Below are 17,042 nucleotides of genomic sequence, written 5' to 3' on the forward strand. Positions count from 1 at the left end.
GGCCATCAGCCTTGCGTATCAAGGGGGCGGTCCGCCGCCTTCGGCGTCGCCCAAAAATCAAAGAAGTTGAACCACTGGTAGGGGTAGCGCAGCGCGTAATATTCCAGCCGCTGGGCATAGCGGCTAACTGCCGCCTGCAAAGCCGCCTGCCGCTCGCGCCGGGGCAGCGCCAAGGGGTCAGCGAATTTCTCGAAATATACCTTGTAGCCGTCGCCGTCCCGCACGCTGAACACCAGCAGTACCGGCGCACCCAGCGCAGCCGCCAGCATGAACGGCCCCTGCGGAAAGTCAGCGGACACGCCCAGGAAGGGCGCGCGGACCGTGCGGGGCGTATCGCTGGTTGGCGTGCGGTCGCCCACGATCACCACCATCTCGCCCCGGCTCACCCGCTCGTGCAGCTGCATTGCCGTATCCGGCCCGAAGTCCGTCACCTGAAACAACGAAACCTGCGCTTTCGGGTTGGTGCGGGCGAGCAGCCGGTTGAAGCTTTCCGCATGGCGGGTGTGCACCAGCACGTTGATCCGCATGTTGCGGTAAAGGCTGCCAAGCGCCCGGCAAACCTCAATGTTGCCGAGGTGGGAGGCGATCATCACCACACCGCGCCCGGCCTGTTCCAGTTCGGTGAGGACTTCCCGGTTTTCGTAGCGGATATCGCCAAGCGAAATTCGCCCCATCCATGCCGCCACCTTGTCGAGCGCGGATGTACCGAAGCTCAGGAAATGGCGCAGGCTCTCCCGCCACCCTGGCGGGCGCTTGAAATTCCCCCGCCCTTGCGGGTGGGCATGGACGCGGGCAAGAAAATCCCTGGAGGCCTGCCGCGCCTGTCGCCCGAATAAAAAGAAGTAAAAAATAATCGGGTAGAGCAACACCGCCAGAAAAGCCCGCCCCAGCAGCCGATAGGCCAGGAACGTGAGATAAAGCCCGACAAAGGAGCCGCGCTCCTGCGCCTGATGCCAGGCCTTGCCCTCTGCCCGGAGCGCTGCGGTTTTCTCGGCCAGCCCCGACATCACGCTGCCCTCGTCCGGCCAAGGCGGCCCGTCAGCCCTCGCCCGACCATGCCGAGGATGAGCCGCGTGTGCATCCAGCTGATCCGCCCGTTATCCGCCAGCATCCGAAAATTGGAGACGCCGCCTTCCGGATAGATCACCACTGTCGGCAGGGAGCGGATCGCCACGCCCGCCCAGTGCAGCCGCACCAGAATCTCCACGTCGAAGTCCATGCGCCGCCCGAGGGAGGAGGCGCTGTCTGCCACCTGCAGCGTCGGGGCCAGTGGGTAGACGCGAAAGCCGCACATGGGATCGACGATATCCAGCGACAGCGTTTCCAGCCAAACGCACAGGCGCGTGATCTGGCGGCCGATGCGCCGCCCCAGGGGCGCGCTGACGTCAAACTGCGGGTGGCCACTGATAAGCGCCTGAGGCGTCTCCCGGCTCGCCGCCAGAAAGCGCGGAATGTCCGCAAGGTTGTGCTGGCCGTCGCTGTCGATCTGCAGCGCGTGACTGTGGCCATCGGCCAGGGCCGCCTTCAAACCGGTGAGCACCGCCGCGCCCTTGCCGCCGTTCTCCTCGCGCCGGATCACCCGCACATGGGGAAAGCGGCCGGGCAGGGCTTGCAGCAGCCGCGCGGTTTCCGCCTCGTTGCCGTCGTCGACGAAGTAGGCGGGCAGACCGACCTCTGCCAGCCGCGCCGCCAGCCGCGCCGCCTCCCGGCCATGACGGTAGACCGGCACCACGATTGCATAGGAACCGGTCATGCCTTGGCCTCGAACTGAACGCGTCCCGACGCATGGCGACCAAGCGCGCTGGAGAACTCAAAGTAGAGCTTGGCCGCCGCCGGATCATACCGCAGCGCCAGCTCTGTCTTCGTGCCCGCGGGCAGAATACGGAAGAACTTGATCGCCTCCAGCCGCACGAAGCGGCCCGTCACGCCCAGCCGCTCGCGGCCGTAGGCGATGGCCCAATCCACCTGCACGACGCCGGGCAGGACCGGGTAGTCGCTGAAATGGCCGTCGAAATAAGCGATGTCCCGCGTCACATCGAGCGTCAGGACCAGCCCGCCGTCCGCCGCGTTTTCGCGCGCCTCCAGTACGGCGGGGCGCAGCTGCCTGCCTTGTCCATCACGAAACAGCGCCTCCAGGTCCGCCATCGGCACCTTGCCCTGGGCGTTGACCGGAAGCATCCGCACGAACCGCCAGCGCCTCGGCACCGCCGAGGGCGCAAACCGGTGCGACAGGCGACGGGAGAGCCGCTGCGCCAGCGCCTGCCGATCTTCCGTTTCCATCACCGCCCAGCCCGCATCGCTCGGCACCACGACCGCCCCGAGGCTCGCCCGCCCGTTCCGCGTCATGGCAAGGAAGCGCGCCTCCTTCACTTCGGCGCAACCCTTCAGGCATTGCTCCAGCTCATCGAGCGACAGGCGCCGCTCCTCGATCTTCACCACGCGATCAACGCGGCCGAGGAGGAAAAACCGCCCTTCCCTGTCGAGCGGCGAGATTTTGTCGCCGCACAGAAACGGCTCCGGCACGCACAGGTGGGGAGACTGGACCACCAGCTGCCCGCTCGCCTCGTCGCGGCGCACGGCCACCGTCGGCAATGGCTCCCATGCGGGCGGGCTCGCGGCATCAAATACCCGGCGGTGGGCGATGCCCCCCGTCTCGGTGCTACCGTAGATTTCCTGCAGCGCAATGCCGCCCGTGTTAAACGCTGCGCCGGTCTCAGGCGGCAGCGGCCCGCCGGAGGAAAAGATGGCCCGCACGGCGGAGGATACCTTGCCGAGATCGAGAACCGGCAACGCCCGGGTGAGAAAAGCAGGAGAGGCTACGAGGCAGACAGGCGTCTCGCCCACCGCCAGCCGGTCCGGCACTTCGGGAGGAAAATGGATAGTCTCGCACGCAATCATGCGGCCCACCGACAGCGGCCAGAGGATACGGTGCAGAAGACCATAGATATGATAGGGCGGCACCGTTCCCATCACGCGGCAGTCGCCGAGCTGGTCGCCAAAGCAGGCCTCGAGCGTCGCCACTTCCGCGCTCAGGGTTTGCAGCGTGCGGGTGATGCGTTGCGCCGCGCCGGTCGAGCCGGACGTGTACATCACGATCTCAACCGCCTCGGTTACCAGCGGCGCGGGGGATAGAACCCGCGCACCAGCCGCCGCATCGCCCCGCCGCCATTGCGGCAAGGGCACATCCGGCAACATCCGGTCCGCAATCGCAGCGTCTACGGCAGATGCCGCCTCGCCGACGTGGCCGGGCTGAAGGTTGCCCGCCAGCACGATCTGGCACCCGGCCCGCGCCGCGCCCAAAAACCCGACGGCGAACTCATAGCAATCCTCTGCCAGCACGAGGCAACGCTTTGCGCCCAGGCTTTCAAGCCACGCGGCGGCCGCGCCGACATGGCGCAGGAAGTCTGGCCACAGGTGAACGCCCGCCTTGCCCCCGGCCACCACGTGGCTCGCCGGGCGGTCAGCCAGCAGCACGTCAGCCAGCGGATCGGCGCGGTTGATCCTTGCAACATCCGTCATGCCGCGGCCCGCCTCTGCGCCTTCCGACGCACAAGAAATTCCGCCCCGAACAGCGCCCCCATCAGCACGTAGGAGATCAGGCCGTTATACAGGGTCCAGATTTCCATGTCGGCCTTGATTGCCGTTGCCAGCGCGATGCCGCCATTTATCATGAAAAACCCGCACCAGAGTTTCGTGACACCCCGCGTGTAGGCCACCGCCGCCTCCGGCAGATCCGGCTCACGCAGCCGGGCCAGCCGCTCGATGACGCTGGGTGGTTTTACGAGCGAGGCGGCAAACATCAGCAACAGCATTCCATTGACGAGAACCGGATAGAACAAAAACAAGTCCGCCTGCTCGCACACCCACGCCCCGCCGGCGAGCCCAATCCCGGCGAGCGCCGCGCTGATGCCAAGGGACCGGCCCGCCTGCAATGCCTTGCCTTTCAACAGAAAGACAAGGCGCGCAAGAAAGGCCGCAACCAGGATCAGACCCAGCACGCGCGGGCCCAGCCGCTCCAACCCGAAGTAGACGATCACCGGGAAGAGCAGCGTTGTCAGCGCGAGAAGAGCGGCCAGCAGGCGGCCGGCTTCAGGCATGGCTGGGTTCGTTCAGCAGTCGGTCGATAGTGTCCACCACGTCGCCGACTGTGCGGATTTGCCGGAAGGCCTGCGGGTCGATCCGCCGGCCCAGCTCGCTCCGCAGCTCTGCCAACAGATCAACCGCGTCGATGCTGTCGATTTCCAGATCCTCGTACAGGCGGGCATCAAGACGAATGGCCTCGGCATCCAGCTCGAAATGCTCAACCAGCAGGCCGCGCAGGGTCTCGAAAATTTCTTCCTTGGTTTTCATGAGTCTCTCTCAAGCGGCGGTAAAGCTCGCCACGAAGGCGGCCAGGCTACGGACGGAGTGGAAATGCTGGCGCAGGTCTTCCGAGCGGCCGTCGATCTTGAGACCGTATTTCTTCTGAAGAGCAACGCCCAACTCCAGCGCGTCGATGGAATCCAGGCCAAGGCCATCGCCGAACAGCGGCGCGGCGGGGTCGATGTCAGCCGGGTCGACCCCTTCCAGATCGAGCGTCGTGATGATCAAATCCGTTATCTCTTCTTCAAGTTGCATCATCATTTCTGATTAGCCTGCCTTCATTTGGAGTAGTCCTTCTTCGAGGACCTGATAAAGAAACCGGTTTACGCGCCGCTTGTTGATACTGCGGCCCGCGTCCTCAGCCATATGTGGCGAGGGGTTGACCTCCTCCCCCACCACCAAACGGAAGTGCGGCCGCCGGGGCGGAATCTCGTACCACTTTTCTTCCTTGGTAAGGGTGGTGGGCGAGCAGCTGATATAAACGGGCACGAAGGGCTGACCGGTCGCCGCGATGATGGAGGCAGCCCCCGCCTTCAGCTGCATGGGCTGGTTGGGGCGCGTGCGCGTGCCCTCGGGGAAGAGCACGAGATTCTCGCCCTGCGATAGGGCCGCCACGCAATCGTCTATCATCTGCGCGGGGTCGTCGTTGGGAATGTAGCCGGCCCCCCGCATGATCCCCATGACGAAGGGGTTGTGCCAGTGGGATTTCTTGACCACGCACACCGCCTGCGGCAGGTGCGAGACAATGAACACCACGTCGATGAGCGAGGGGTGGTTGGCAAGGATGAGCGCTCCCTTGCGCCCTTTCAGGCGCGCCGCCCCCTCGAACGAATAGGTCAGCACTCCAAGGCCGGCCATTACCTGGATGAACAGGTGGAAGGCCAGCCGCACCAGCCGCTGGCAACGCCGGTACGCCAGGGCTCGATCCGGCGTGACCAGATGCACGAGCGGGAACAGGAGGGAGCCGAGCGCCATGCCGCCCAGGCCGAACACGGCAAAGCTGGTGCCAGTGCCGATCAGCCGCCACAGATAATCAAGCCGCCGCATGGTAGCTCCAGATCCAGCGCAGCCGGTCGCCCTCATGGCCGCAACGGTCGGCGCGGCGCGTGAGCAGGCGAAGAACGTTCCCCGCCTGGGTTATGGCGCATGGCTCGGGCTCCGGCAGGTTCTGCGCCTCATCCCCGGCCTTTTCGCGCCAGGCCAGCGCCAGTTCGTCGCCGCCTTGCCCTGCGCGGCGCAGCAGCAGGGCCAGCGCCAGACCGCCCGGAAAGCCAGGTTCGGGGCGGCCATAGACTTCCGGCAGCGGTTCATCGTGAAACACCAGCAGTGCCTCGTCCGCCTCCCCGGTGTTCAGGAGGGTCGCGCAATCAAGGAAGCCGTGCTCCAGCGTCTCCCGCCCGGCCGAGATGGCGGTGGAGTAGCCGGCCAGCCCTTCGTGGATCGAGCATAGCCCGGCTGCCGTGTTATGGACCGAGACGCTGAACGATGCGGGCGAGAGCGCCTCCCCGTCAGCCAGATCCTGCAGCAGGCCATAGGTGCGCTCATACTCGCCATAACGGGTGCAGAACACCAGCGCGGGCTGGGCCGTTGCGGCCTCCAGGCAATCGTGCGCCACGGTCAGCGCCATGCGCGATAGGCGGCTCATCCGCCGACGCTGGAGGGGCGGCAGGAAGCCAACATCAGGCATGGCATCGCCCGATAGCGCCGCGCGGCCATCGGCCCACGCGTGCCAATCTGCCTCCGTCGACAGCCCCCTGACCAGGCAGCCCATCGAACAAGCCCCAACCTCAATGGGCAATCCCCCGCTGCCGCACCTTGGCTTCCCGAAATATCCAGCCTTCCGGCGAGTGTGCGAAACGCCGCAAACCCGCCATTGTTAATACAAACAAGTTGTCCTAACGGGGGTGTAACATCTCGAATAGGGCGCCTCAATCCGCTTTCTGGCCTGATCTTGGATATTGAGACGAACCGGTTGGCGGAGACGCGGCTTGCCGCGCCTGTTCGGTTGCCTGTCTTAATTTTCAGGGTGGCGGTCGCTATATTCTTGAAATGCATGGCACCGGGTGCTTTACGGCATTGGCGCGATCACCCCCGAGGCCCGCACGGGCATCAAACCCCTAGGGTTGACTGGCGCGCAGCAACCGCAGGTGCGTTTTCTCACGTGCGGCATTTCGCCCAAACCGTCCGGCGCACTTCAGGCGTAGAAAGCCCTTCATGTCCGTTCGTATTCTCGCAATTGATTTCGAAACGGCCGATAATGGTTCCGATAGTGCCTGTGCCGTTGGCCTCGCGCTGATCCAGGACGGCCGCATCACCGAGCAGTCTCACCATCTGATCCGTCCGCCCCGGCCGAACATCCTCTACAGCGATATTCACGGCATCTACTGGAACGACGTGGCCAACGAGCCCTGCTTTGGCGAGCTGTGGCCCGAGCTGGAGCCTATTTTCACCCAGGCCGATCTCTTCGCCGCTCACAGCGCCCGCTTCGATCGGCGCATCCTCTACGGCACCTGCGCGGCCTATGGCATCTTTGCGCCGAACAAGCCGTGGCTGTGCACCGTGAAACTTGCCCGCGCGGCGTGGAACATTTTCCCGACCAAGCTGCCGAACGTGTGCGAGCACTTCGACATTCCGCTCAATCACCACGACGCCATGTCGGATGCCAGGGCCTGCGCCGAGATCACCCTGCGCGCCTGGCATGAGGGCTGCGACCTGTCCTCTGGTCTGCTGGGCACGGTGCAATACGCCATCAGCCGGGTCTGACGCGACGCTCGCGCTGCTCAGCCTCGATCCGGCGACCAACCCTAAATCCGCGCTCCGGCAACGGGTCCTGGCGACTGCCTTGCACGCCACCAAAAGGCAGGAAACCGATTTTTCGCTGCGTCTTCAGCTGCTTATGCGCGCCAGCTCCGCGAGCGCCGGCGTGAAGCCGGGGTAATCCGCCAGTATTCGCCGATACCAGTCGGCAGCTTGGCCGATACGCCCAGCGGAGCGATGGCGGCGGGCGATCTCAAGGCCGACCTGCGGCTGCCACGGCCGCACGCGCGCGGGCGCGCGCCCGTAGGTTGCCGACATGGCGCCATAGGCGCGCTCCAGCAGCGCCACCGCCTTCCCGCCTCCTGTCAAATCCTCAAGATCCGCAAGATTGATAAGCGCGCCCCAGGCGTCCGGGTCTGCCGCAAGCGCCCGACGATAGGCCTGGCGTGCGGCCAGGAAGTCTCCCCGGGCAGACCGGACGAGCCCAAGAGTTCGCAGCGCTTCGGCATCGCGCGGCGCGCGTTCGGCCGCCCGCGTGGCAAGCGCCAGAGCCCGGTCAAGATCAGCGCGCGCCTCGGGGCGGCTCAGCCGGCCATCCGCCAGAGCCTGCCCCAAGGCACTCTCACCCGGTTTGGGCGGCCGGGCGCCAGACCAGCGGACATGGCGCTGGACCAGCGCGCCCGCGAGGCCGGCAAGAGCCCGCGGGTCATCCGGCGTCTCGGCGAGGACGCGGCGGTAAAGGGCAGCCGCCATCTCATTGTCCGCATGGGTGAACTGAAAGTAAGCATCAGATGCGCGGGCCAGGAGCGCGGCGCTGGCCTCGTTGCCTGGACCGCGCAGGCCAAGGCCCAATACAAGGGCTGCTGCCGCTGCTGCTACGGCGGCGCACCGCCCGATCCAGCGACGGCGGCCTGCCGCCGGTTGTTCTTCAGGGATCAGGCGCAGGCGATAGCCACGCTTCGGAAGAGTTTCGATAAGACGCGGCGCGCGCGGGTTATCATCAAGCGCGCGCCGCAGCTTGAACACCAGCCGTGCCAGCGCATCCTCACCCACGATCCGGTTGGGCCATAGCGCGGCCATGAGCGCATCCCGCGACACCGGCTCGCCCGGCTGCGCGGCCAGGCAGAAAAGCAGATCCATGACCTTCGGCTCAAGCCGCCGAACCGCGGCGCCGCGGCGCAGCTCCCCGCTCGCCCGGTCTGCCTGCCAGCCGCCGACCATGATCTGGGAAGGCCCGTCCGCCCTGCCCGCCACCTTCGTCAGCCTTTCGTCAGCAAAAAAGGAGCCTGCCGTCATTCCTCCACCAAGCTGCCTTTTGTAACTTTGCCTCATGACCATAGCACCGGTCGAGGCATCATGCACATCTCCAGACGCTCCTTCACGGCCAGCCTTGCGCTCACACTGGCGCTTCCGGCGCGGCTACGGGCATTCCCGTCCGATCTTCTCTCTCCGGACGATTTGCGCGCCGACGCGCAGGAACTCTACAAGCGCTTGCAGCACGCCCACTTTGACCTGTTCGCCCATCGCCCGCGCTCCGAGTATGATCGGGAATACGCGCATCTGGTCGCCGGAATAACCCGGCCGCTGGATCGGGCCGCGGCAACGCAGATGTTTCAGCGGTTCACGGCCTTTGGCCGGGTGGCTCATGCGCGGATTGATGCCGTTCGCACCGCCTATACGGCCTATCTTGACGGGGGCGGCCGTGTCTTCCCGCTTTCGCTCCGGGTTATCGCGGGGCGCGCTTACGTTGCTTACAATGCCAGTAGCCTTGGCGAGGTACGCATTGGCGACGAGGTTCTTCGCATTTGCGATCAGCCGGCGATGGAGTTGATCGACCGGCTGTGGCGCGAGGTCTCTGCCGACACCCGCTACATGTTCCACAGCATCCTCGAATGGGACCTTCGCCGCCTGCTCTGGATGGCCCAGGGTCCCTTGCCCGAATTTCCCCTCTGCCTGCGCCGCGACGAGGGAACACCCTTCACCGTCCGGATACCGGCACGCACCCCTGCCCAGATGGATGCCGTGCCGCGGCCGCCCGCGCTCAACCTTGCGCGCAAGGACCGCAGCTACCGCATGATCGGGCCTGACCTTGCCTATCTTCGCCCCGGCCCCTTCTATAACGCGGAGAATCCCAACGCACTTTTCGACAACCGCGCCTTCGTGGCGCTGATCGATCAAGCGTTCGAGAGCTTTCTGAATGCTGGCGCGCGCACGCTGATGATTGACCTGCGCGACAATCCGGGCGGGGATAATTCGTTCAGCGATCCCATGGTTGCCTGGTTCGCGTCACAGCCCTTTCGCTTTGCCAGCGCCTTCAGGATCAAGGTGAGCGAGGAAGCAATTGCTTCAAACGCCGCGCGTCTCGCCAATGCCGACAACGACCCGACCGGGACCTCCGCCCGCCTCGCCCGCGCTTACGAGACGGCGCAAATCGGTGACGTCATAGATTTTCCAATCCCGACGATCAGCCCGCGCCCCGGCAGGCGCTTTGCGGGCCAAGTTCATGTGCTGGTCAATCGCCACAGCTACTCCAATGCGGTTTCGGTGTCGGCGCTCGTTCAGGACCTCGGCTTTGGCGTCGTGATTGGCGAGGAGACGTCGGATCTCGCCACCACCTATGGCGCCATGGAAAGCTTTACCCTTGGGCGCAGCCGGCTGGAAGTTGGCTTTCCCAAGGCGCACATCGTCCGGCCAAGCGGCAACCGCTCGATGCGTGGCGTCGTGCCCGATATCGCTATTCCAACGCCGATCATGGAGCCCCCGGATGATCCGGTGCTGCAGCGGGCTATTGCCCTAGCCACTGTCCGTGCCCCAGGATGAGATACCGGCTGGCCTTCCCTCGCCTCGAAGCATTCTCCTTGCAAGGCGCTGCCCGATAAATAACGCCGCAGGATCGTTAGAGAGAGATGATCCCCCGCCGCAAAGCTGTCGTCACCGCCTGCACGCGGTCGTTTACATCCAACTTCGAGTAGATGTTTCGCAGGTGGGCCTTCACCGTATCCTCGGAGAGCGACAGCTCCCAGGCGATCATCTTGTTCGCCTTGCCCTCGGCCACACGCTGAAGGATGGAAAGCTCGCGTGATGTGAGCGGTTCCTCGGCGGCGTGGACCGCGATCTCCTGCGCGATCTCCGCAGGTACATAGCGCCTGCCGGCATGCACGATGCGGATTGTATTCAGCAGCTCCTTTCGGAGCGAACTCTTGAGCAGGTAGGCGCACGCCCCGGCCTTCAGGGCGCGCACCGCCAGGGCATCGCCTTCATAGGTGGTGAGCACCACGATGCGTGCGGCGGGCGCAACAGCGCGGATTTCCTCGATTGTCTCGATCCCGCCCTTTATCGGCATCTGAAGGTCCATCAGCGTGACGTCGGGGCGCAGATTGTGGAATGCCTCCACGGCCTCGGCGCCATTGGTGGCCTCGCCGACGAGCACCATATCCGGCTCCGGCGCGATGATTGCGGCGATTCCGTCACGCAGGACCGCGTGATAGTCGACCGTGAGCAACCGGATGCGGTTGGCGCTGGTCATTGCGCGCGTCCCCTGAGGCGACCGAGCGGAGGCCACTTCAACAGGTTCAAGTGATGATCTGAATAGGCCGCGCGGGCAGGCACAACGAGAGCGACTTCGGTGCCAGCGCCATCGCTGCCGGTAATGTGAAGCTGGCCGCCGATCTGCCGCGCGCGCTCGGTCATGCCGACCAGCCCGAAATGGCCGGTGCGTGCTCCGGCGAATAGGATCGCCTCTGGAATTCCAACCCCATCGTCACGAACCCGCAGGACGAACGCGCTGCGCCCGTATGTGAGCAGGATGTCGAGCTTTGTCGCACCGGCATGGCTGACGACGTTGCGGATCGCCTCTTCGGCAATGCGCTGCGCCTCCTCCTGTACGAGAGGATGGAGCGGGCGCTGCTCACCCTCGACCGCAAGATCAGCGCGAAGCGGTTCGCCTTCGATGAGCCTGCCGGCGAGATCAAGGAGCTGCTGCGCCAGCTCGCCCGACTCCGACGTGCTTCGAAGATCGCGCACGCGCGCCCGGCCTTCGACCAGAACCGCGTCGGCGCGCTCCAGGGCATCGTCGAGCGTTTCCCGGACCTCGGGGGCCGAAACGCGGTTGGCAGCGGCCTGGAAGCGCAGCATCAGCCCCTGAATACCCTGGAGCAGCGTGTCATGCAGCTCACGCGCGATCCGCTCGCGCTCGGCGATGCGGATATCAAATCGGTTTTGCATGCGCGCCATGACCTGACGCATGCGGAACCGATAGGCGAGCGTTGCGAGCGCCGCCACTGCCAGGGCAATGAGCAGCTTGAACCAGATTGTCTGGAGGAAGGTCGGCAAGATGGTGAATTCCAGCGTCGCGCCGTTCTGGTTCCACACGCCGTCGCTGTTTGCGGCGATCACGCGAAAGCGATACGTGCCGGGGCTAAGATTGGCGAAAAATGCCTCCCGGCGCGTACCTGCATCGACCCAATCCTTGTCGACGCCCTCCAGCATATAGCGAAAACGGACCCGATGTGGCATCGTGAGGCTAAGGCCGGCATAATGGATCGCAAGGCTCGACGTCCCCTGCGGCAGCACCGCCCGAACCGGATCGCGGTAGCGCATGCCGTTCGCCACGAGCGAGCCGATATGCACCGGCGGAGGCGCGGCATTGGGGTAGAGCCGCGCAGGATCCACCCAGACCACGCCGCCGAGGGTGGCAAACCACAGCCGGCCATCACCGCCGCGCGCCACGGCCCGCCGCAGCACACTACGCAGGTTGGGCAGACCGTCATCGAAGCTCAGAACTGTCGCTCGCGGTCGGGCTTGCGGATCGCGAAAGGCGCGATCGAGATCTGCCGTCGCAATACCCACGATACCTGCCAGGCCAAGAATCCAGGTTTGCCCCTCTGGAGTTTCTACCATCGCATAGGGATCGACGAGCCAGGGAAACCGATCCGCTTCCGCGATCTCCAGCTTTCCGGAGCGGACCCGGCCAATGCCAAACGGGCCACCAAAGAAAATGTCGCTGCGGCCCTGATGGATAAAATGCATGTCCGCGGACCGCCGCACGAGCAGCGGCGGCTGCGGATGCCCATTACGGTCGATCTGCGCGAGCTTGCCTGCCCTGCGGCCTGCCTTCGCGCCCTGGGGTCAGCGTCATTGCCCACTGGTCGCCACTGGGTGGATAGTGCCGCCACTGCCCCTCGGCATAACTAAACAGTCCCGCTTCGGTACCGTTCACCCATAGCGTGCCGTCGCCGTCGGCCGCGCATCCATCAAGATTATGGTTCGATCGGAGAGCCTCCAGCACTGCGCGAGCCTGTGTGCGACTTGCGACGCCGCGTTGAATGCGAAGCACATGGTCGTGCGAAAATGCCCATATCCCTTGATCCGCATCCTCGCAGATCAGCGTACTCTCGAAGGGTGCGGCAAGCCGCTGCGGCTCGCCGCCGGGGGCCACGCTAAAAAGCTTCCCGCTCGCGGAGACATAAATCGTGCCGTCCGACGCGCCGAGCAGGCCGAACCCGTTTCTATGGATGGCCGCGAGCTGAGGCTCCCGGACGATCCGGGCATTGCGGAACTGGTCGAGCCCCAGGGTAGTGCCTATCCAAATATTGCCTTCGCGATCTTCCATGACTGCCGTGGTGATATCGGCCGTAAGTCCATCGCTTGCATCAAAATGTTCGAGTTCCGCCACCTCCGGCCGGCGAGCACGCAAGCTGGCTTGGTCCGGCGATCGTACCCGTGTCATGCCCTTCCCGGTCACGGCCCAGAAATTACCGTCGCGATCGAATTGAGTCACAATGGGCCCGGTGGTTTCAAGAGCGCCCCTGAAGAGCGTTATGCTCCGCTGCGAGCCGGAGATGGTCCGGCTGCCCCGGCTGTCCGTGACCCAAACGCGACCGCTGGCATCGTCGGTGATCGCAGCTTGGCCAGTATAGCTTCCCGCGTGTTCAAAGTGCGTTGAACCCGGGCGCAGCACGAGAACCTTGCCTTCGGTCGCCGCCCACAAAGCCCCGTCCCGGGCCGCAAACACATCACTGGACTGCTGCGTGGAAAGGCCCCAGTGTGGACCGATCTCCTGCCATTTGCCGTCGGCATAGCGCCGCAACCAGTTGCCCCGTTGCTGAATGACCGCCCAAACCGCTCCGTCCCTGGTCTGAGCAAGCCACGAGACGGCAGACTCGGCAGGGGGAAAGGATCGGTCGAGCTGCAGACGGCCGTCGCGGTATATCGCGAGCTTTCCGCTGTTATAGCCGACCCAGATCGAGCCATCCTGCGCCGCCAGGACCGAAGTCGCCCGCCATCCCCGGGCATTGGGCACACGCAACGGGATAGGCTCGAAGGTGATGCCATCAAATCGGTAGAGCCCGGCGGCGCTGCCGATCCAAAGATAGCCGTCCCTCCCCTGTGCAAGCGCATAGATGATCGGGGGTGCGCCGTCGGCCACGGTCCAGCGCGTGTGCTTGTACTGCCAGAGACTGCGCTCAGGATCGAGTGCAACTGCCGGGCCAGCGAGCAAGCATGCGGCAGCGAGCCCCGCGATCAGGCCCCCGCACGCCCGTCGAACGGTACCTCCCCTCATCCCCCGCGGCCTCGCACGAGCGTTATATCCCAGTTTTAAAGATACCCGCCCGGTGGACCTGTGCAACCTCGAACTACTTATTTAGAGCTAGTCTGATCGGCGTTTGCTTTCCCGGTACTGACGGCCACGCCTCACGAGGGAGGCACGCTTCTTGTATGGCAGACGTAACGAAAGCTACCACGAAGGTGTGATTCCCGCATCGCCCGGTCGGCATTGTGCCGTCGCTTTCCCCTGACCAGAGTCTCCCCATTAGCTTGCGAAAGGAGGGTTCTGTGTTCAGCAGCGCGGATCGATCTCCAGGTTTGCCCGACGGGCTGCTCGCAGCCTTGCGTACTCAAATCGATGCAACGGGCGGAGAGCTTGATGTTCACAGGCGCGGGCTTGCGGCATGGCAGCTCCGGCGCGTCACCGAGCACATGCGCGCAAATCTCGACCGGCCCGTTGCGCTGGCCGAGCTTGCCGCGCTCGTCCGCCTCAGCCGCTTCCATTTCTGCACGGCATTCCGGCTCGCGACGGGGCAGACGCCGCGCAACTGGCTTATCGATGAGCGCATCCGGCGCGCGGCCACCCTGTTGGCCGATCCCTCGCTCACCATCACCGAGATCGCGCTCGAGGTGGGCTACGATACTCCCTCGGCGTTCACCGCTCGTTTCCGCCAGCGGATGAACATGACACCGTCGGAGTATCGGCGGATGTGCTAGCTAGCCGGCGCCATTGTCCTTGCCGTGATCATAGGTGGCGCGGTTGAGGTCGATCTCGCCGAGATGGGTCTCAGCCCAGGCCCCGAGCCTCAGCCCTTCGGCAACCAGAGACTGCCCCAAGGGCGTGAGGGCATATTCCACCTGCGGCGGCACGGTTGGGTACACAGTGCGCGTCACCATGCCGTCGCGCTCAAGCGTCTTGAGCGTGCGGGTGAGCATCTGCTGCGAAATGCCGGAGACGGCACGACGGATCTGGTTGAAACGAAGCGGCGCAGCGCGCAGCGCGATCGTCACGCGCAACGTCCAGCGATCACCGATCCGCCCGATTACCTCGTGCAACTCGTCGCACTTGTGCTCCTCCGATCCGGTCACATCCATATGACTAGGCCTCAAAAAAATGCGTTCTTGTCCGGTTTCCCGGGCATCCATAGCTAGTTAGGGACCCAAAACTGAGCTGAAAGTCCCTTTATGAAACTTCTTCACGTCGATTCCAGTATCCAGGGCGATGCTTCGGCCTCTCGCGCGCTTTCTGCGGCAGTGGTCGCGCAGCTGTTGGCCACTGATCCGAGCCTTGAGATCACCTATCGCGACCTGGCCGCAGCGCCGCTGCCGCATGTCGATCTTGAGGGCCTTGCGACCGCGACCGCCACTCCGATGCTGCGCGAGTTCCTCGATGCCGATATCGTCGTGATCGGCGCGCCCATGTACAATTTCTCGATCTCCAGCCAGCTCAAGGCGTGGATCGACCATATTGTCGTTGCCGGTCAGACCTTCCGCTACGGACCGGAAGGAGCAGTGGGCCTTGCCGGCGGCAAGCACGTAATCGTCGCGCATTCGCGTGGCGGGATCTACTCGCAAGGCCCGGCCGCAGAGGCCGAGCATGCGGAGCGCTACCTGCGCGCAATCCTGAGCTTCATCGGCATCAGCGACCCTGAGTTCATCGTCGCCGAAGGCCTTGCGCTCGGCCTCGAGCAACGCGAGGCGGCGATGGCGGCCGCGCTCGCGAAGGCCGCCAAAGTTGAGCCCGCCAGCCTTATCACTGTATGAAGCTTGCGCCGGCATGTCATTCAATGACTGCCGGCGCACGGCCGGCAGGGCGACCGCCGCAAAGGTGAACGGGCGCATTGCGGCCCGTACGCCTCGCGTCGTGGCACGGTCCCCTTCAGTTTGTCAGCGCCTGCGCCGCGACCGCCGCCGCCTGCGCCACTTGGAAATCCTGCGCGACCGCACCGCCGGAGACGCCAACCGCGCCGAGCAACGCGCCGCTGGCATCACGGATCGGAATGCCGCCCGCGAAGACGACAAGCCCGCCGTTGGTGTTCTCGAGTCCGGGCGAGGTGCCGCCGGGCTTGCAGAATTCGCCGATCGCCTCGGTGTTCATGCCGAACAGCGCGGCGGTCCTGCCCTTGCCGAGCGCGATGTCGGCGGAGCCGAGCAGCGCGCCATCCATCCGGGCGAAGATCTTCAAATTGGCGCTATCGTCAAAAACGGCGATATTCATTGGCACGCCGATTCCGATAGCGGCTTTGCGGGCAGCGGCGATCGCCGCATCAGCCTGCGCCTGCGTGATGCTCATGCTTCAGTTCCTTTCATGCAGGTGAAAAGCTCCGGCCGCGGCCTTGGGGGCGGAGGGCAGGTCGCCGCGGCCGGAGACCAGCTCAGATCCGGTTTTCCCAGGCCTGGAGCTGATGCTGCTTCAGCATGTCCTCGATCGCCTTGGGGACGACATTGCGGAACTTGCCCTCGTCGGCCGGCACGATCTCGATCATGCGGTCGATCATTTCCTGCGGGTCCATGCGGCCCTCGGGCGTGGCGAAGAAATCATCGAAGCCCTTACGCAGGTCGGCACGCTTGGTGAAATGCACCTTGTCATCGAGCCAGCGGAACGGATTGTCCGCCATCGTCTCGTTGTAACCAGTGTAGTAGGCACCCGGATTGATTGTCTGGATCTTGATGCCATAGGGCGTCAGCTCCTGCTGCAGCGCCTCGGCAATCGATTCCAGCGCATGTTTGGTGGAGACATAGGTGCCCCAGTTGGCCGGGGTGAACAGGCCGCCCATCGAGGAGGTGAAGACCACCTTCTTGCCTTGGGTCCTGCCCTCCCGCACCCACTTCTGGACGACGGCCTGGGTGAGGACGAGCGGCAGAAAAACATTCACTTCGAAGTTGCGGCGCACGAGGTCGACGGGGATCTCCCACACCGGACCGGCCTCGCCCATGCCGGCATTGTTCCACAGCACGTCATAGTCCCAGAGGACCGCCTGCTTGATGTCATAGGGGTCGTCGAGATCGAGCCGCTCGACGCGGATGCGGTCGGCAAGGCCCAGCGCCTCGACTTCGTGACGCAGCGGCGTCACCTGCGATGAAACATGGACGGTGGCGATGATATCGTGGCCGTTCCTGGCCATGCCAATGGCGGCGCCCTTGCCGAACCCCGAGCCGGCGCCAGTGATGAGAATGGCTTTTTTCTTCATTGTTACTCTCCGTATCCAGAAAGGCAGGATTGCAGTCGACAAGAAGAAGGTTAGGAGAAAAGGCTAGGCGTCGCCGTCGATCAGTTGCGGCGATTGTCTTGAGATTGCGGCGACGAACCAAGACGGGTGATTTTATCTGTAGGCATGCCTCGGGGGAGACAATCGGCGCGGCCAAGCAGCGTGAGG

19 protein-coding genes are annotated in these 17,042 nt (G+C 64.6%); 4 read left to right on the forward strand and 15 right to left on the reverse strand.

Going from position 1 to position 17,042, the window contains the following annotated elements; all coding sequences use genetic code 11:
* Positions 1 to 5: 5 nt before the first annotated feature.
* Genes L0C21_RS14185 through L0C21_RS14220 form a run of 8 tightly spaced genes read right to left on the reverse strand, consistent with a single transcriptional unit; the run spans position 6 to position 6,133 of the window.
* Entirely contained in the window at positions 6 to 1,007 is a 1,002-nt protein-coding gene (locus L0C21_RS14185) for a lysophospholipid acyltransferase family protein (protein WP_259279519.1), read from the reverse strand.
* A complete protein-coding gene (locus tag L0C21_RS14190; protein ID WP_259279095.1) occupies positions 1,007 to 1,753 on the reverse strand; it encodes a glycosyltransferase family 2 protein in 747 nt (248 codons plus the stop codon). The genes L0C21_RS14185 and L0C21_RS14190 overlap by 1 nt, the downstream gene beginning before the upstream one ends.
* Positions 1,750 to 3,519: an AMP-binding protein gene (locus tag L0C21_RS14195; RefSeq protein WP_259279096.1), complete on the reverse strand. Its 1,770-nt coding sequence runs from the start codon at positions 3,517 to 3,519 to the stop codon at positions 1,750 to 1,752. Before L0C21_RS14195 ends, L0C21_RS14190 begins: the two co-directional genes overlap by 4 nt.
* A complete protein-coding gene (locus L0C21_RS14200; protein WP_259279097.1) occupies positions 3,516 to 4,097 on the reverse strand; it encodes a COG4648 family protein in 582 nt (193 codons plus the stop codon). Before L0C21_RS14200 ends, L0C21_RS14195 begins: the two co-directional genes overlap by 4 nt.
* Positions 4,090 to 4,350: an acyl carrier protein gene (locus L0C21_RS14205; RefSeq protein WP_259279098.1), complete on the reverse strand. Its 261-nt coding sequence runs from the start codon at positions 4,348 to 4,350 to the stop codon at positions 4,090 to 4,092. The genes L0C21_RS14200 and L0C21_RS14205 overlap by 8 nt, the downstream gene beginning before the upstream one ends.
* A gap of 9 nt (positions 4,351 to 4,359) precedes the next feature.
* On the reverse strand, positions 4,360 to 4,623 hold the full coding sequence (locus L0C21_RS14210) for a phosphopantetheine-binding protein (protein ID WP_310593397.1): 264 nt from the start codon (positions 4,621 to 4,623) through the stop codon (positions 4,360 to 4,362).
* 6 nt (positions 4,624 to 4,629) lie between these two features.
* Complete coding sequence (locus tag L0C21_RS14215; protein ID WP_259279099.1) at positions 4,630 to 5,409, reverse strand: lysophospholipid acyltransferase family protein; 780 nt, start codon at positions 5,407 to 5,409, stop codon at positions 4,630 to 4,632.
* The gene (locus L0C21_RS14220; protein ID WP_259279100.1) at positions 5,396 to 6,133 is read right to left on the reverse strand and encodes a beta-ketoacyl synthase chain length factor; all 738 of its coding nucleotides are present in this window, start codon (positions 6,131 to 6,133) and stop codon (positions 5,396 to 5,398) included. The genes L0C21_RS14215 and L0C21_RS14220 overlap by 14 nt, the downstream gene beginning before the upstream one ends.
* A gap of 443 nt (positions 6,134 to 6,576) precedes the next feature.
* On the opposite strand from L0C21_RS14220, the gene L0C21_RS14225 reads away from it, so the two are divergent.
* Positions 6,577 to 7,125, forward strand: a complete 549-nt coding sequence (locus tag L0C21_RS14225; protein WP_259279101.1) for a 3'-5' exonuclease — start codon at positions 6,577 to 6,579, stop codon at positions 7,123 to 7,125.
* Positions 7,126 to 7,248: 123 nt separating this feature from the next.
* On the opposite strand, the gene L0C21_RS14230 is transcribed toward L0C21_RS14225, so the two are convergent.
* Positions 7,249 to 8,415: a winged helix-turn-helix domain-containing protein gene (locus L0C21_RS14230; RefSeq protein WP_259279102.1), complete on the reverse strand. Its 1,167-nt coding sequence runs from the start codon at positions 8,413 to 8,415 to the stop codon at positions 7,249 to 7,251.
* Positions 8,416 to 8,475: 60 nt separating this feature from the next.
* Here L0C21_RS14230 and L0C21_RS14235 point away from each other — a divergent pair, with 60 nt between their 5' ends.
* Complete coding sequence (locus L0C21_RS14235; protein WP_259279103.1) at positions 8,476 to 9,939, forward strand: S41 family peptidase; 1,464 nt, start codon at positions 8,476 to 8,478, stop codon at positions 9,937 to 9,939.
* 76 nt (positions 9,940 to 10,015) lie between these two features.
* Here L0C21_RS14235 and L0C21_RS14240 read toward each other — a convergent pair whose 3' ends face one another.
* The 3 genes from L0C21_RS14240 to L0C21_RS14250 are packed head-to-tail and all read right to left on the reverse strand — an operon-like array spanning position 10,016 to position 13,546.
* Positions 10,016 to 10,645, reverse strand: coding sequence for a response regulator (locus L0C21_RS14240; protein WP_259279104.1), 630 nt, complete (start codon positions 10,643 to 10,645; stop codon positions 10,016 to 10,018).
* Positions 10,642 to 12,147 (reverse strand): ATP-binding protein, encoded by a 1,506-nt coding sequence (locus L0C21_RS14245; RefSeq protein ID WP_259279105.1) that lies wholly within the window; start codon positions 12,145 to 12,147, stop codon positions 10,642 to 10,644. The genes L0C21_RS14240 and L0C21_RS14245 overlap by 4 nt, the downstream gene beginning before the upstream one ends.
* 43 nt (positions 12,148 to 12,190) lie before the next feature.
* Complete coding sequence (locus L0C21_RS14250; RefSeq protein WP_259279106.1) at positions 12,191 to 13,546, reverse strand: ligand-binding sensor domain-containing protein; 1,356 nt, start codon at positions 13,544 to 13,546, stop codon at positions 12,191 to 12,193.
* A 461-nt stretch (positions 13,547 to 14,007) separates the two neighbouring features.
* Here L0C21_RS14250 and L0C21_RS14255 point away from each other — a divergent pair, with 461 nt between their 5' ends.
* Positions 14,008 to 14,382: a helix-turn-helix transcriptional regulator gene (locus L0C21_RS14255; protein ID WP_259279107.1), complete on the forward strand. Its 375-nt coding sequence runs from the start codon at positions 14,008 to 14,010 to the stop codon at positions 14,380 to 14,382.
* On the opposite strand, the gene L0C21_RS14260 is transcribed toward L0C21_RS14255, so the two are convergent.
* The gene (locus L0C21_RS14260) at positions 14,383 to 14,760 is read right to left on the reverse strand and encodes a winged helix-turn-helix transcriptional regulator (RefSeq protein WP_259279108.1); all 378 of its coding nucleotides are present in this window, start codon (positions 14,758 to 14,760) and stop codon (positions 14,383 to 14,385) included. It lies immediately after the preceding gene.
* A 90-nt stretch (positions 14,761 to 14,850) separates the two neighbouring features.
* Here L0C21_RS14260 and L0C21_RS14265 point away from each other — a divergent pair, with 90 nt between their 5' ends.
* On the forward strand, positions 14,851 to 15,429 hold the full coding sequence (locus L0C21_RS14265; protein ID WP_259279109.1) for an FMN-dependent NADH-azoreductase: 579 nt from the start codon (positions 14,851 to 14,853) through the stop codon (positions 15,427 to 15,429).
* Positions 15,430 to 15,544: 115 nt separating this feature from the next.
* Here the strand turns inward: L0C21_RS14265 and L0C21_RS14270 are convergent, their stop codons facing one another.
* Both L0C21_RS14270 and L0C21_RS14275 read right to left on the reverse strand, forming a co-directional pair.
* Positions 15,545 to 15,958: a GlcG/HbpS family heme-binding protein gene (locus L0C21_RS14270; RefSeq protein ID WP_259279110.1), complete on the reverse strand. Its 414-nt coding sequence runs from the start codon at positions 15,956 to 15,958 to the stop codon at positions 15,545 to 15,547.
* An 82-nt stretch (positions 15,959 to 16,040) separates the two neighbouring features.
* Positions 16,041 to 16,856, reverse strand: coding sequence for an SDR family oxidoreductase (locus tag L0C21_RS14275; RefSeq protein ID WP_259279111.1), 816 nt, complete (start codon positions 16,854 to 16,856; stop codon positions 16,041 to 16,043).
* Positions 16,857 to 17,042 lie beyond the last annotated feature (186 nt).

The organism is Pedomonas mirosovicensis, assembly GCF_022569295.1.
GTDB lineage: Bacteria > Pseudomonadota > Alphaproteobacteria > Sphingomonadales > Sphingomonadaceae > Pedomonas > Pedomonas mirosovicensis.

Bases quoted from the DNA above. Each gene is read 5' to 3' on its own strand.
- L0C21_RS14185 (WP_259279519.1), bottom strand. From the start codon at position 1,007: ATGTCGGGGCTGGCCGAGAAAACCGCAGCGCTCCGGGCAGAGGGCAAG.
- L0C21_RS14190 (WP_259279095.1), bottom strand. From the start codon at position 1,753: ATGACCGGTTCCTATGCAATCGTGGTGCCGGTCTACCGTCATGGCCGG.
- L0C21_RS14195 (WP_259279096.1), bottom strand. From the start codon at position 3,519: ATGACGGATGTTGCAAGGATCAACCGCGCCGATCCGCTGGCTGACGTG.
- L0C21_RS14200 (WP_259279097.1), bottom strand. From the start codon at position 4,097: ATGCCTGAAGCCGGCCGCCTGCTGGCCGCTCTTCTCGCGCTGACAACG.
- L0C21_RS14205 (WP_259279098.1), bottom strand. From the start codon at position 4,350: ATGAAAACCAAGGAAGAAATTTTCGAGACCCTGCGCGGCCTGCTGGTT.
- L0C21_RS14210 (WP_310593397.1), bottom strand. From the start codon at position 4,623: ATGATGATGCAACTTGAAGAAGAGATAACGGATTTGATCATCACGACG.
- L0C21_RS14215 (WP_259279099.1), bottom strand. From the start codon at position 5,409: ATGCGGCGGCTTGATTATCTGTGGCGGCTGATCGGCACTGGCACCAGC.
- L0C21_RS14220 (WP_259279100.1), bottom strand. From the start codon at position 6,133: ATGGGCTGCCTGGTCAGGGGGCTGTCGACGGAGGCAGATTGGCACGCG.
- L0C21_RS14225 (WP_259279101.1), top strand. From the start codon at position 6,577: ATGTCCGTTCGTATTCTCGCAATTGATTTCGAAACGGCCGATAATGGT.
- L0C21_RS14230 (WP_259279102.1), bottom strand. From the start codon at position 8,415: ATGACGGCAGGCTCCTTTTTTGCTGACGAAAGGCTGACGAAGGTGGCG.
- L0C21_RS14235 (WP_259279103.1), top strand. From the start codon at position 8,476: ATGCACATCTCCAGACGCTCCTTCACGGCCAGCCTTGCGCTCACACTG.
- L0C21_RS14240 (WP_259279104.1), bottom strand. From the start codon at position 10,645: ATGACCAGCGCCAACCGCATCCGGTTGCTCACGGTCGACTATCACGCG.
- L0C21_RS14245 (WP_259279105.1), bottom strand. From the start codon at position 12,147: ATGCATTTTATCCATCAGGGCCGCAGCGACATTTTCTTTGGTGGCCCG.
- L0C21_RS14260 (WP_259279108.1), bottom strand. From the start codon at position 14,760: ATGGATGTGACCGGATCGGAGGAGCACAAGTGCGACGAGTTGCACGAG.
- L0C21_RS14265 (WP_259279109.1), top strand. From the start codon at position 14,851: ATGAAACTTCTTCACGTCGATTCCAGTATCCAGGGCGATGCTTCGGCC.
- L0C21_RS14270 (WP_259279110.1), bottom strand. From the start codon at position 15,958: ATGAGCATCACGCAGGCGCAGGCTGATGCGGCGATCGCCGCTGCCCGC.
- L0C21_RS14275 (WP_259279111.1), bottom strand. From the start codon at position 16,856: ATGAAGAAAAAAGCCATTCTCATCACTGGCGCCGGCTCGGGGTTCGGC.